Source organism: Staphylococcus equorum (genome assembly GCF_029024965.1).
GTDB lineage: Bacteria > Bacillota > Bacilli > Staphylococcales > Staphylococcaceae > Staphylococcus > Staphylococcus equorum.
Genome location: NZ_CP118982.1, coordinates 1,785,249 through 1,799,863 on the forward strand (window position 1 = coordinate 1,785,249; position 14,615 = coordinate 1,799,863).

At 32.7% G+C, this 14,615-nt stretch carries 13 protein-coding genes; 5 read left to right on the forward strand and 8 right to left on the reverse strand.

The window, feature by feature from the left end:
• Positions 1–37: 37 nt before the first annotated feature.
• Both PYW44_RS08610 and cyoE read right to left on the reverse strand, forming a co-directional pair.
• Positions 38–499 (reverse strand): DUF420 domain-containing protein, encoded by a 462-nt coding sequence (locus PYW44_RS08610; RefSeq protein WP_002507982.1) that lies wholly within the window; start codon positions 497–499, stop codon positions 38–40.
• A gap of 24 nt (positions 500–523) precedes the next feature.
• On the reverse strand, positions 524–1,435 hold the full coding sequence (gene cyoE / locus PYW44_RS08615; RefSeq protein WP_021338666.1) for a heme o synthase: 912 nt from the start codon (positions 1,433–1,435) through the stop codon (positions 524–526).
• A 284-nt stretch (positions 1,436–1,719) separates the two neighbouring features.
• Between cyoE and PYW44_RS08620 the strand changes: the two genes are divergently transcribed.
• Positions 1,720–2,628 (forward strand): COX15/CtaA family protein, encoded by a 909-nt coding sequence (locus tag PYW44_RS08620; RefSeq protein ID WP_002507984.1) that lies wholly within the window; start codon positions 1,720–1,722, stop codon positions 2,626–2,628.
• 390 nt (positions 2,629–3,018) lie between these two features.
• On the opposite strand, the gene PYW44_RS08625 is transcribed toward PYW44_RS08620, so the two are convergent.
• The 3 genes from PYW44_RS08625 to PYW44_RS08635 form a co-directional block, all read right to left on the reverse strand.
• Positions 3,019–6,474 (reverse strand): pyruvate carboxylase, encoded by a 3,456-nt coding sequence (locus PYW44_RS08625; RefSeq protein ID WP_021338665.1) that lies wholly within the window; start codon positions 6,472–6,474, stop codon positions 3,019–3,021.
• 402 nt (positions 6,475–6,876) lie between these two features.
• A complete protein-coding gene (gene ftsW, locus PYW44_RS08630; protein ID WP_021338664.1) occupies positions 6,877–8,112 on the reverse strand; it encodes a cell division peptidoglycan polymerase FtsW in 1,236 nt (411 codons plus the stop codon).
• 387 nt (positions 8,113–8,499) lie between these two features.
• Complete coding sequence (locus tag PYW44_RS08635; protein WP_031265880.1) at positions 8,500–8,757, reverse strand: Fpa/YlaN family protein; 258 nt, start codon at positions 8,755–8,757, stop codon at positions 8,500–8,502.
• Positions 8,758–9,095: 338 nt separating this feature from the next.
• Here PYW44_RS08635 and PYW44_RS08640 point away from each other — a divergent pair, with 338 nt between their 5' ends.
• Together PYW44_RS08640 and PYW44_RS08645 are read left to right on the forward strand one after the other, a co-directional pair.
• The gene (locus PYW44_RS08640) at positions 9,096–9,578 is read left to right on the forward strand and encodes a hypothetical protein (protein ID WP_002512269.1); all 483 of its coding nucleotides are present in this window, start codon (positions 9,096–9,098) and stop codon (positions 9,576–9,578) included.
• A gap of 2 nt (positions 9,579–9,580) precedes the next feature.
• Complete coding sequence (locus PYW44_RS08645) at positions 9,581–9,754, forward strand: DUF2197 domain-containing protein (protein WP_002507989.1); 174 nt, start codon at positions 9,581–9,583, stop codon at positions 9,752–9,754.
• Between the two features lie 270 nt (positions 9,755–10,024).
• On the opposite strand, the gene typA is transcribed toward PYW44_RS08645, so the two are convergent.
• Positions 10,025–11,872, reverse strand: a complete 1,848-nt coding sequence (typA, locus tag PYW44_RS08650; RefSeq protein ID WP_021338663.1) for a translational GTPase TypA — start codon at positions 11,870–11,872, stop codon at positions 10,025–10,027.
• 98 nt (positions 11,873–11,970) lie between these two features.
• On the opposite strand from typA, the gene PYW44_RS08655 reads away from it, so the two are divergent.
• Entirely contained in the window at positions 11,971–12,162 is a 192-nt protein-coding gene (locus tag PYW44_RS08655) for a DUF5325 family protein (RefSeq protein ID WP_002507991.1), read from the forward strand.
• A gap of 102 nt (positions 12,163–12,264) precedes the next feature.
• Here PYW44_RS08655 and PYW44_RS08660 read toward each other — a convergent pair whose 3' ends face one another.
• Entirely contained in the window at positions 12,265–13,083 is an 819-nt protein-coding gene (locus tag PYW44_RS08660; protein WP_021338662.1) for an inositol monophosphatase family protein, read from the reverse strand.
• A 263-nt stretch (positions 13,084–13,346) separates the two neighbouring features.
• Here PYW44_RS08660 and PYW44_RS08665 point away from each other — a divergent pair, with 263 nt between their 5' ends.
• A complete protein-coding gene (locus tag PYW44_RS08665) occupies positions 13,347–13,958 on the forward strand; it encodes a YktB family protein (RefSeq protein ID WP_021338661.1) in 612 nt (203 codons plus the stop codon).
• A 101-nt stretch (positions 13,959–14,059) separates the two neighbouring features.
• On the opposite strand, the gene PYW44_RS08670 is transcribed toward PYW44_RS08665, so the two are convergent.
• Positions 14,060–14,575, reverse strand: a complete 516-nt coding sequence (locus PYW44_RS08670) for a DUF4064 domain-containing protein (protein ID WP_021338660.1) — start codon at positions 14,573–14,575, stop codon at positions 14,060–14,062.
• Positions 14,576–14,615: the final 40 nt, after the last annotated feature.

Below are 14,615 nucleotides of genomic sequence, written 5' to 3' on the forward strand. Positions count from 1 at the left end.
TTCCGTAAAATGACTAACAGTAAGTCAAAAATATTAGTTACAATCCAAACGTTGCTTTAATTAGCGATGTAGTCTCTCCGCCAGGATAAATTACATAGAGTAAAGCATAAACTGCTACACCAGTAATTGCAGTAAAGAACCATATAATCGATGCAATCGGGCCGACAAATCTATGCACTTTAAATTTCTCTTTAAAGGCCGTGATGATTTGTGATACACCTAAAATTGCACCAATTGTTGCTAAATTGATATGGAATACTAAGAATATTGTGTAATAAATTTTCACTGAATCTGGACCGCCGAAAGCAGTATTACCAACGAAAATCGTTCTTGAAGCATAAATGATAAAGAATGCGAGTGCAAAAAACGCTGCGCTTAGCATTACTTTTTTATGACTTTCAATTTCTCTCTTCCAAATTTTGCGCCAACCTATTGCAACTAAGATCGCACTAATAATAATAAAACTTGTACTTAAAGTAGGTAAAATTGGTAAATTCATATAATACATCCTCATTATTAATTATTAGAACATTTGAATTAATGACACGACGACAACGAGCACAAAGAATACTACTAAATAATTCAATGAATAAATAAACATTTTTGTTGCCCATTTCGTTTCATCTAAATCTTTCTTAAAGCTTGTTAACCACATGTACACCCAACCTAAATTCAACAATGTTGCGATTACAATAAACGTTGTGCCTAAAGTGCTAAGTAAAAATGGTAGTGGTAATAAGAAAACAAGCCATATTAACATGCTTACTCTCGTACGACTAAACCCTTTAACGGATGGTAGCATTGGAATATTTGCTAATGAATATTCATCTTTACGCTTAATTGCTAACGCATAAAAATGAACCGGTTGCCAACAGAATACTACTAAGAATAGTGCTACTGCTACCAAACTGAGGTTTCCTTCTATTGCAGTCCAACCAATTAATGGTGGCACTGCACCTGGAAAACTACCAATTACTGTATTCCAAACCGTATGACGTTTAGACCAAATAGAATAAAACGAAACATACCCAACGATTCCTATCAAGCCAATTACTCCCGAAGGTATGTTTAACGCAAATAGAAATGCCTCCCCTATAAGCATCATTCCAAAACTGAGAATCAATAGATTTCTGTCTGAGATTCTCTCATTAACTGTTGGTCTCTGTTGTTTACTTGGCATGATACTGTCAATATCTTGATCATAGTAATTATTTAAAGCACATGCGCCCCCCATAATTAACGTAGAGCCCACCAACATCATTAAGATTTGTGGTATTGACGAGAGGAAGGAATGATTCGCCAACACAATTGCAAGCCATGAACCAGCAAATGCAGGCAGTAAGTTTCCTTGTACAAGTCCTGTTTTGATGATTTGCTGTAACTCTTTAAAAGTTACACGACTAGAATTATGTGACAAAGTTTGTTCTTTGTTCATAATTTCCCTCCTATTTTTTTCATATAATACAATGATATATTAAATTTGTGTTATTGACTACATTTATGTAAAGTTATTTGTGACACTTTAGCGACTTTCACAAATAGTCATTTTTGTGACACAATTTAATCTATATTTCTTGTTATAATGTTAGTTAAGATTTATTTAAATTTTATAAGTATGTTTTTTCGAGATTAATAATTACAATAATTACAACAAATAATGGTACAACTGAATGTAATTTAATGTCTCAAGAATTTTACATATAAGTGGGGGGTTAATTCTTGTTTAGCAAAAAAAACCTAAAATGGTTATCTGTTTTAGCAACACTCATTATGGCTTTTGTTCAATTGGGTGGTGCCTTAGTTACCAAGACTGGTTCAGCAGATGGATGTGGCTCTGACTGGCCATTATGTCATGGTGCATTTTTACCTCAAAATTTACCAATTCAAACGTTGATTGAATTAAGTCACCGTGCAGTTTCAGGCATATCCATGCTTGTTGTCTTATGGTTAGCGATAGTTGCTTGGAAACATATTGGTTATATTAAAGAAGTAAAACCTTTAAGTATTATAAGTGTTGGATTCTTAGTCATCCAAGCGCTTGTTGGTGCAGCAGCAGTAATGTGGCAACAAAATTCTTATACGTTAGCTTTACACTTTGGTATTTCATTGATTTCATTCTCATCAGTGTTTGTCTTAACTTTAATTATTTTTGAAATTGATCGAAAATATGAAGCTGATGAACTATTTATCAGAAAACCATTAAGAATTTATACATGGATTATGGCAATTGTTGTATATTTAACTATATACACGGGAGCACTAGTAAGACACAAAGAAGCCAGCTTAGCATATGGTAAATGGCCACTGCCATTTGACGATATCATACCGCATAATGTACAAGACTGGGTAAACTTTACCCATAGAGGTATGGCTTTAATTGCTTTCATTTGGATATTATTAACATTTATTCATGCAGTAAAAAATTATAGCCATAATCGTACAATACGTTTTGGTTATACATCTGCCTTTGTCTTAGTAGTTTTACAAGTTATTACAGGTGCTTTATCTATGATGACAAATGTTAATTTATTCATTGCTTTGTTACATGCGCTATTTATTACTATATTGTTTGGCTTAATAGCTTACTTTATAGTACTAATGCTTCGAACAATTCGAAGTGGCGGATAAATTAGATTTTATTGGTTCATAAACAATATAAGTACGTAGATAAACCAAATGCTAAAAAAGCATTTGGTTTTTTATTGATAATATTCATTAAAGCTATTTTCATTAAGTGGGTTATATATTCATAGTTATTTGCGTTGCATTTTTAATAATTCAACTAATTAATTATTAAAAATGACAATGCTTTGAGCGGACTCCTAAGTTGTTGAGGAAGCACTAGTTGAAGACTACAGACTGAGAGTGTCCCGCGGAAAGTGGACAACACATAAAAAAATTCCAGAGACTTTGTTGACTCTTAGAACTACCCTTTTCTATTAAAGTTTTTGACATATAAAACAGCCGTCAAATTCCCTTTAAGAAATCTGACGGCTGTTTGATTGTAGAATAAAAAATTTAATCTACTGGCTCTTTCTCAATTTCAATTAATAAGTCACCTGTTTGGATTGCTTCTCCACTTTGAACTGTAACCTTCTTAACCACACCATCAAATGGTGATTGGATTGTAGTTTCCATTTTCATTGCTTCTGTAATTAATAAAGCTTGACCACTCGTAACAGATTCACCTTCTGAAATTTTGACTTCAGTAACTGAACCTGGCATTTGAGCGCCGATATGATTTGGATTTAATTTATCTGCTTTAGGTTTCACACTTTCACTTGCCTTGACGTTTTCATCTTGAATGAAGATACGACGTGCTTGACCATTCATATCATAGAAAATTGTGCGAATACCTTTTTCATCAGGTTCTGTAATTGTCTTAAGTGTAATAATGAGTCTCTTACCTGTATCAATTTCGATTTCTACAGTCTCGTTAGATCTCATACCGAAGAAGAATGTTGGCGTATCTAATAATGACACATTACCGAATTGTTCTCGCGTTGAGATAAACTGTTCATAAACTTTAGGATATAACACATAACTGATTATATCTTGTTCTGTAACTTCTCTTTCTTGTTTCTCTTCTAATTCTTTTCTTACAGCTTCAAAATCTACAGGTTCTAAATATTCACCTGGTCTATCTGTTAAAGCTGTTTGACCTTTTAGGATGACTTTTTGCAATTGTTTATTAAATCCACTTACTGGTTGGCCAATTTCTCCTTTAAAGAATGATACAACAGATTCCGGGAAGTCTAATTTATAGCCATCATCAATGATAGTTTGCTCATCTAAATCATTTTGCACCATGTATAAAGCCATATCACCTACCACTTTAGAAGAAGGTGTTACTTTTACAATATCGCCAAATAAGAAATTAACACGTTTGTACATTTCTTTTACTTCATTAAATCTATTGCCTAGACCTAAACTTTTAGCTTGTTGACTTAGGTTTGAATATTGTCCCCCTGGCATTTCGTGTTGGTAAATTTCAGTATTAGGTGATTTAATATCACTTTCAAAATCACTGTAATACTGACGCACTGTACCCCAATAATGAGATAATTCTTCCATACCATCAATATCCGCTCGTACATTTCTACCAAAACCATTTAATGCATAGTATAACGAATTAGAACTTGGTTGACTTGTTAGGCCACTCATTGACGCTACAGCAGTATCAATGACATCTACACCAGCATCTATCGCTTGTTTGTATACAAGTATGCCATTACCACTTGTATCATGCGTATGCAGATGGATAGGTAAATCTACTGCAGCTTTTAATTCTCCAATTAACTCGTTCGCAGCTTTAGGTTTCAATAAGCCCGCCATATCTTTAATCGCTAAAATATGGAAGCCTTCTCTTTCAAGTTCTTTCGCCATATTCACATAATATTCTATTGTGTACAGGTCAGAACGATTCGGATTCAAAATATCGCCTGTATAACAAATTGCGCCTTCTGAAATTTTACCTGCTTCTTGTACTGCTTCGTTTGCTACTTTCATTTGATCTACCCAGTTTAATGAATCAAATATACGGAATACATCAATTCCAGCATCTGCACTCTCTTTGACAAACTTTTTAATTACGTTGTCAGGGTAATTTTTATAACCGACTGCATTAGAAGCACGTAGTAACATTTGGAATAGTACATTTGGAACAGCTTTTCTTAATCTTTCTAATCTTTCCCACGGGTTTTCTTTTAAGAAGTTAAATGCGACATCAAATGTTGCACCACCCCACATTTCTAATGAAAAACTATCTTTCATTACATCTGCAGTTTTAGAAGCGATGTTCATCATATCTTTCGTACGTACACGAGTAGCAAGTAATGATTGATGTGCATCTCTAAATGTTGTGTCTGTTATTAATACATCTTCTTGTTGTTTTAACCAATCTGCAACTGCTTTAGGGCCTTGTGCGTCTAAAAGTTGCTTAGTACCTTCTAATTGTTCAACCTCTTTTTTAGCAATCTTTGGAATTGGAGATGCTTCATAAATCGGTTTTGGTCGTTTTTCAACATTCGGGAAACCGTTAATTGAAACATTACCTATATATTCTAGTGTTTTCGTACCACGATCAAGTGTTGGTGCTATATCAAAAAGCTCTGGCGTTTTCTCGATGAATTTTGTTGTATAATCGCCGGTTTTAAATTGTTCATGTCTCATCACATTAATCAAGAATGGCACATTGGTTTTAACACCACGTATTCTCATTTCTTGTAACGAACGATCCATTTTTTCATTTGCTTGTTTAAATGACATCGCATGAGTAGATAGTTTCACAAGTAATGAATCATAATAAGGTGAAATTTCTGCACCTTGGAAACCATCACCAGCGTCTAATCTAACACCAAAGCCACCACTTGAACGATAAGCTATGATTCTACCCGAATCAGGCATGAAATCATTTGTAGGATCTTCAGTAGTAATACGACATTGTATAGCGTATCCTAACGTTCGAATATCTTCTTGTTTTGGCATGTTTATTTCATCGTCAAATAATACTTCACCGTCTGCTACAAGTATTTGTGTTTTTACAATATCCACGCCTGTTATCATTTCAGTAATTGTATGTTCAACTTGTACACGTGGGTTCACTTCTATGAAATAGAAATCATCTCCTGATACTAAAAATTCTACAGTACCAGCGTTAACGTATTTTATATTTTCCATGAGTTGGATTGCAGCATCAGAAATACGTTCTCTTAAATCATCAGACAAAGCAACAGAAGGTGCTACTTCTACTACCTTTTGATGACGTCGTTGTACTGAGCAATCACGTTCATATAAGTGAACGATATTCCCATGTTCATCACCGATAATTTGAACTTCTATATGTTTTGGATTATCGATATATTTTTCAATATATACTTCACTATTACCAAATGATTTTTCAGCTTCAGACTTAGCACGGTGGAATGCGTCCTCTAATTCATCTTCTGCATAGACGATACGCATGCCTTTACCACCGCCACCGCTTGTAGCTTTAATCATAAGTGGATAGCCCGCTTCATTTGCAAAAGCTATAGCATCTTCTTGATTATCAATTGGTCCATCAGTACCTGGGATAACTCTTAAATCTGCTTTAATTGCTGTTGATCTTGCTTTAACTTTGTCCCCAAACATATCTAAATGCTCTACACGTGGTCCAATAAATTTGATGCCTTCTTCCTGACATCTGCGTGCAAATGTTTCATTTTCACTTAAAAAACCATAACCAGGATGAATTGCATCTACATCGGCACGTTTCGCCACTTCTAAAATGCGTTCAATATCTAAATATGATTCTGCAGGACCTAAATCTTCGCCTACTAAGTATGATTCATCTGCTTTATATCTATGTAAAGACCCTTTATCTTCATTTGAATAAATCGCAACTGTTTGTACATTTAACTCAGTTGCTGCTCTAAAAATCCTTATTGCTATTTCTCCACGATTGGCTACCATAAGTTTATTTATTTTTTTCACAACATGGTCCCCCTTAAAATTTGAATTTTCTAAAAAGTTTGATATAGAAACCATTATAGCAAAATGCGAACAATGTATACAAATAAAGTTTGTTCGTTTATTCTAGAAACACTTCTTAAACTGTTGAATTATGATCACTGAATGATAAAATTTTATCTGTATGTGATAGTCTCTAAACACTGTAGTATACTCGCATTTCTATGGAATTATATCATAGCTTAAGTATAATAAAAAATTATTAAAATTGATAACTTTTTATTATCATTAACTTTAAAAACACTAAGTTTTTCAAAATTAAGATGTCTGATTATAAAAATAAGCAAACGTTTTCAACATTTTACTGTTGTAACGTTTGCTTTTACAAATTACATATTTATATCATAACTACCATAATTAAGTAACTTATGATCTTCTAGAAATTCCTACATTATCGTTAATTTTATTTGCTTTTTTCTTTCTTAATTCTTCGATTTTAATTTGTTTCGCTGTAATTAGCAATAGACCCATGGCGATACTTAAACTTATCATTGAAGAACCACCAAAGCTTATGAATGGTAATGGTACACCTGTTAATGGTATTGTACCTGAAATGCCACCTAAGTTAACAAACGTTTGACTGCCGATATAGCTTGCAATACCTACACAGACCAACTTGTAAAAGTAAGAATTGGTTTTATTTGCAAGTTCAAATGCTCTGTAAACTATAAAGAATAATAAGCCTATAACCACGACGCAGCCTATCAAACCTAACTCTTCAGCAATAATTGAAAATATAAAATCAGTATGTGGCTCTGGTAAGTATCCTAATTTCATAATACTATTACCTAACCCTCGTCCAAACAATCCGCCATTTCCGATTGCAATCAAGGAGTTAGAAATATGATACCCAGTACCTTCTTCATTACTAAATGGATTAGTTAATGTACTAAAACGCGCAGTCAAGTAATCTGGAACTAATCCTAACAGCAGGAACAACCCACCTATAATAACTACACCGAATAAAATCATCAAACCATATTTAAGTGATTTTTGAACACCAATGCCTGCATAAAATATGATTGAAAAGAAGATTATTAAAATTAATAGTGTTTGGCCTACATCTCTTTGTAGAAGCACAAGTGCTATACAAAATGAAGCCAAAATAATTGGTGATGTTAATAGTTTAGGATTTTTAAAAACTTTTGGTCGTTTCTTTTCTATCATATAAGGTATATATACAATTATTGCAATTTTCAATAGTTCCGAAGCTTGTAGATTCATAAACCCTAAATTGAGCCAACTTTTCGAACCATTAATATTACTTCCTACAAGTAAAGTTGCTACAAGTAAAGCAACCATTATCATCATCATCCATTTCTGAAATTTGATGGATTCAAGGAATTTGACATTCATAAAGAAGGCCATGAAAAAGACAAGAATTAAACTCATGATTACATACATTAATTGTCTTGTATAAAAGTAAGTCCCAGTCACTGGAACGCCACCTGTCAATGAACCTTTTGTAGCTGCAACCATACTTGCACTATATACCATTACTAAGCCTATAAGACATAATAAAATATATGTAATTACTAACGGATAATCAATATACTTGGCATTTCTACCAATATATCGAAAAAATTGTTTTATGTTATTCATTTGACATATCATCCAATTCTAATTATTAATATCATTTATCATTACTAGCTCAAATTCGTAACATTAAAACGATATTTATTGTTGTAAATCGTCTTAAGATATTGGGTCTGTTTCATAAAAAATAAATTACACTTTTAACATTATATCAAACATCACTATGATATTTCGAACAAATATAACACTAAATACCATTATTTTAACCATTAATTTCGTCATTTGTCTATTTTGAGCAAAAGAAAATGGCTGCGATGCAATCAACAATATATTGATGTCCCAGCCACTCTGAAATATGTTATGTAGTTTTGAAGATACTACTTATTCAAGTTGTGTGTATTTTCAAAGCTGGTTAAAATCTTTCCAGCCAAAAAATCTATTTATTTAACCATATTAAACATTAGTAAATGCGTCATGCAATTTAGAAAGTTCTTTTTCTAATCGTAGCATTAAATCTTTGCCCACTTCTATATCGACTAAACCAAGTTGAACAGCAAAATCTACTTCTTTTTGCAATCCAAACATTTGTGTATCGAGTACTTCTTCATATAACGGGCATTGAGGTAACGTCAGATTATCCATTTGTACTTTTATAAGTTGGAGAATCCTATCAGCATCTTTATTCAACTGGTCATATGCCGCATTGTTCATTTTTTGATTTTTTACCAAGACATACTCCCCCTATCAATTGTAACTTTATATGTAGAAGTGTATCTTACTGATTCATAAAAAGCAAGTGAATTCCTTAATATACTAAACCGTGTTATTTGTGATAATATTGATATTAAAGAAATCTTTATCTCAAATATATTTTTTACAGAATCGTCAGACTACTGACATCCGTTGTGAAAACGTTTTATTTCAACACAGTTTTTAATGTACAATGAGTATAGAAGTGTTCACTAACAAGTGAGAAACATTCACAAAAAGTTCATTTTTACATATTTTTGTTATAAAGATAGATAAGATATACAAATAGGAGTGGGACTATGATTCAAATTAAGGGCGCAGTTAAATTTCCAATATCATTAGATAGTACAACTTGGATTTTTGATGATAGAAAAGTACAAATTGAAGATTTAGAAAAAGGTGTATTCGACGGTACAAAACCAATCAATTTTGACGATAACCGTGAATGGAATCGTGCAATTTTGGAAGGCCAAACTAATCCGCCAACATTAAATTCTGAAATTAAATATAAAAGACGTGCAGTATTGGAACAATCATTTGTTATCAATATGACACCTTTTTTCAAGAATGCTGAACCACATGATTCTGCAAAGATCATCCGTTTATATAATGAGAATGATGCCATTGAGGTTCCGATTGATTTATTACCTTACCTCTTTTTCCAATTCGCTAAAGATGGTAAAAGATTATATGATGACTATAGTGTAGATAGCTTTGTTTACATTCCAAATGAAGGTTATTCTTACCAATTTGCATACGTTACTCATATTGAGGTGATCTAAGTATGAAAAAAGTTCAATGTATTATTTGTGATACAGAAGTATTTATCGATCAAAATACATTAGAAGCGAAAAGACTTAGAAATGATCCGATGCACACATTTATGTGTGATGAGTGTAAAAGTAGACTTGATACACCTAAACAGCGCAATCAAGTAACAACTTACAATCATCTCTAACACAAAATTTTATTACACAATAATTTAATAAACAAACTTTATAATTATAATAGCTAATTGTTCAATAATTACGAGCCGTAACTAAAATGCAGCTCAAATTGTTAAATGCTTAGCTATTTTTATATGTTATAAATCATCAAGTACATATAATGTTAATAGCAATATACTTTTAATTTTATTAACCACATTATTTTAAATGACAATTTTAAAATAAAAGAACCAAACTAGATAATATTAACTAGTTTGGTTCTCATATCAAATCTTTTTTAATTAATCATCTTCTTGCATCAATTGTTTGATACGTTTAGATTCTTTTTCACGTGCTGATTTTTCTAGCACTGTTTTTCTAATACGAATATTTTCTGGTGTAACTTCTACAAGTTCATCGTCATTGATAAATTGTAATGCTTCTTCTAATGTTAAAATTCTTGGGCGTTTCATACTTACAGTTTGGTCTTTATTAGCAGAACGTACGTTTGTTTGGTTCTTTTCTTTCGTAACATTAACTGTTAAGTCATTATCACGGTTATGTTCACCAACAACCATACCTTCATATACTTCAGTACCAGGTTCCATGAAGTTTGTACCACGGTCTTCTAAGCCCATAATTGCATAAGCACTAGCTTTACCTTGATCAAGAGATACAAGTGCACCATTTCTTCTGCCACCGATACGACCTTTAACACGTGGTCTAAATTCGTCAAATGTATGGTTAATGATACCGTAACCACGAGTTTGAGACATAAATTCTGTAGTATAACCAATTAAACCACGAGCAGGAACCATAAAGATAATACGAGTTAAGCCATTATCTGTTGTAACCATATCAAGCATTTCACCTTTACGTTGGCCTAATGACTCGATTACAGGACCTGTATATTCTTGTGGTACTTCACATTGTACACGTTCAAACGGTTCACATTTCACACCATCAATCTCTTTTAAAATAACTTGAGGTTTAGATACTTGTAATTCAAAGCCTTCACGTCTCATGTTTTCTATTAAGATTGATAAATGTAATTCTCCACGACCTGCAACAACCCATTTATCTGGTGACTCAGTTGGTGTAACTTTTAATGAAACGTCTGTTTCTAATTGTTGATCAAGACGTTCTTGAATTTGACGAGATGTTACATAATCGCCTTCACGACCTGCAAATGGTGAATTGTTAACTCTAAATGTCATTTCAAGTGTTGGTTCATCAATTCTTAATACAGGTAACGCATCTTGGTGATCACTTGGCGTTACTGTTTCACCAACGTTAATATCTTCCATACCCGATACGGCAATTAAATCACCAGCATATGCTTCGTTAACTTCTTCACGTTTTAATCCGAAGAAACCAAAGATTTTTGTTACACGGAAGTTTTTAACAGTACCATCTAATTTAATTAAAGATACACTGTCTCCTACACGCATTGTTCCTCGGAACACACGTCCTACACCAATACGTCCTAAATAGTCACTATAGTCTAATAGTGCAATTTGGAATTGTAGCGGCTCTTCTCTATTATCAACTGGTGCTGGTACATAATCGATAATTGTTTCGTATAAAGATTGCATATTTTCATCTTGTTTTTCTGCATCTAAACTTGCAGTACCATTTACAGCTGATGCGTAAACGACTGGGAAATCTAATTGTTCGTCAGAAGCTTCTAACTCGATAAATAGGTCTAATACTTCATCTACTACACCTTCAGCACGTGCTTCTGGTTTATCAATTTTATTTACAACTACAACTGGTTTTAAGTTTTGCTCTAATGCTTTTTTCAATACGAAACGTGTTTGTGGCATCGTTCCCTCATAAGCATCTACTACAAGTACAACACCATCAACCATTTTCATGATACGCTCAACTTCGCCACCGAAGTCAGCATGTCCTGGTGTATCTAAAATATTAATTCGATTGTCTTTATAGTTAACTGCTGTATTTTTAGCAAGGATTGTGATACCACGTTCTCTCTCAATATCATTAGAATCCATTGCTCTTTCGTCTACTTGTTCATTTTCACGGAATATTCCTGATTGTTTTAATAACTCATCTACTAGTGTTGTTTTACCATGGTCAACGTGAGCGATGATAGCTATATTACGAACGTCTTCTCTTCTATTAGTCATTTATACAAATTCCTTTCTCGAGTAAATTCCCACTTTTCTTTGCAACTTTTTTATTATATCATATAATTGGTTAAAGAAAACTATAAAGGTGTGGTAGTATGCAACAAAAAAAATCGAAAGCAATATTCTGGGTACTTGCTGTAGTAGCTGTAGTATTCTTGCTTTTATTTAGCTTTAGTTTAGCTGCAACAAATGTTCCATTGATGATTTTAACACTTATATTATTCATTGCAACATTTGGTTACGGTTTCACTTTAAAAAAGAAATATCGCGAAAACGATTGGCTATAATCGAGTCAAATTTTATATACAATCTATAAAAGCGTCTCAATTCTAAAAAATAGGATTGAGGCGCTTTTCATAGGCTGTTTTTTCTTCTAAAATAATCTTTTATTATTTATTTTTTAAACGTTGTTGCAATAATCCAATGATTTCATTATTTTTTTGAAAATGTTGTTCAATGAGTTCAGCGTGTAATTGTTTATTCGCCATTACAATAGAACTAGGTTCATAAATTGATAGTGCGTCTCCCATTAAATCTGTACCTTTTCCACCTACTTCATTTAAGATGATGTGACCACCAGCAAAATCCCAGGGTTGTAATCGAGGTGTAATATATCCAGCTAATTTTCCGGTTGCGACATGAATAATTTCTAAAGCAGCTGATCCATAAGCTCTGGCACTCCTGGATTCTTCTACTATAGGTTTAAATAATTCTCCTAAACGAGGCTTGGTTAGCCAATTAGGATTAATGCCAATAATACTTGTACTTAAAGTTGTCGATTTTATTTCAGGAAGTCGATTTTCATTCTCGAATGCTCCTTCTCCAACCTTAGCGTGATATAGTGCATCGTTCATCACATCATATACAAATCCTGCATATGGCTGCCCATCATTATAAATACCGATAGAAATTGCAAAATTTTCTTTTTGATGAACAAAATTCAATGTGCCATCAATTGGATCAACTACCCACACAACCCCCGTCACGTTGTTAAGGTCATGACCATGCCCCTCTTCACCAATGACATGGTGGTTAGGATATGTTTTTAAAATATTTTCAAAAATATAGTTTTCTGTAGCTTTATCTACATTAGTCACTAAATCATTAGGATTTGATTTTGTTTCTATCTCTATATCTTCTTTCATTATTTTTTTTACATTATTCCCTGCCTCTAATATGAGACCTTTAGCAAACTCGTAAACAGTCATTGTATCAGCTCCTTATGGACTTCTCATTATACAGTAATTAATACTTAAAAAGTTAATACTTAACTTTTCTAATTTCTAATAATAATATGTATAAAAATATATTTTGTATATTTTATGATTTCTTACATGTATACCCTATTTAGTCTTTTCTACACGTGCACCATAAAGTTATGTTTTAAGGTGCGCAAAATGGGCAAAGACAATGTTAAACCAATTATATTATGCTACAATACAAACGTAAATAATGTTTACAGGAGGCCCCAATGACTAAATACATATTTAAACCTAAAGATTTCAAAGCATTCACAGTTGATGGTCTTGATGCAAGAATGGAAGCGTTAAATGAACGTATCCGACCACAACTTAATGAATTAGGTGATTATTTCGCACAATATTTAGAAACAGTAACCGGTGAAAAATTTTATCCACACGTAGCTAAACATGCACGTCGAAAAGTTAACCCACCAAAAGATACATGGGTCGCATTCGCTACAAATAAACGCGGTTATAAAATGCAACCTCATTTTCAAATAGGTCTGTTTGAAAATCAATTATTTGTCATGTATGGTATCATGCATGAAACAAAAGACAAAGCACAACAAATAAAAGCTTTCGAGGACCAATTTGAAACACTTAAAAATTTACCAAATGACTATAGCATTAGTCCTGATCATATGAGCCAAGAAAAATTTTACATCCATGAAATGTCAGATGAAGACCTAACAAAAGCGCTCAATCGTGTTAAAGAAGTTAAAAAAGGTGAGTTCTTTGTAGCTCGTACATTGTCACCAAATGCTGAACAATTACAAAGCGATAAAGTCTTTTTAAACTTCCTCGAAGAAACCTTCGAACAATTACTCAAATTCTATAAATAATTCATCTGATATATCTAAAAAGCACGTTACTTAAAATAAATTTAAGTAACGTGCTTTTCTATTTTTACCAATTTATCTTTATAAATGATTGTCAGATACATTTAGTAAATATACGGGTCATCATCTTTTTTTCGTTTCATTTCTGCCTCAGGATCCATATCTTGCTGCTGGGGCTTTTGTTTTTCTTTTTCGTTATTATAAATATTATAATTTGGCATCTGATTGATGTGATTAGCTTGATTATTGTCGTCTTTTTTAACAAATAGCATAATACCAACAATAAACCATAAAATCATCGCAATAAAGTTGCCACCAAACATACCAATAATAGCAGAAACGATAAATAAACATCCTGCGAGTATGCGATTGCCTTTAATCGTAAATACTGCAATAAAAGCTAAAATCGTTGAAATAAGTGTAAAGACACCTTGGAATATGATAGAAGCTTTAAATGCTTCTGGCGACATTTCTACACCTTGTTGTTGGTTCATTTCATTAAACACTTCTTTAAATTCTGGCACGTTGATGAACGCATATACAATTATCGAAAATATTAAGAAAATTAAACTAAGACTATTTGCTATCCAAGCTAGAATACGTTCTGTTTTCCTACTCATACTCTTCCTCCTATAAATTCATTAATTATATCATAGCAAA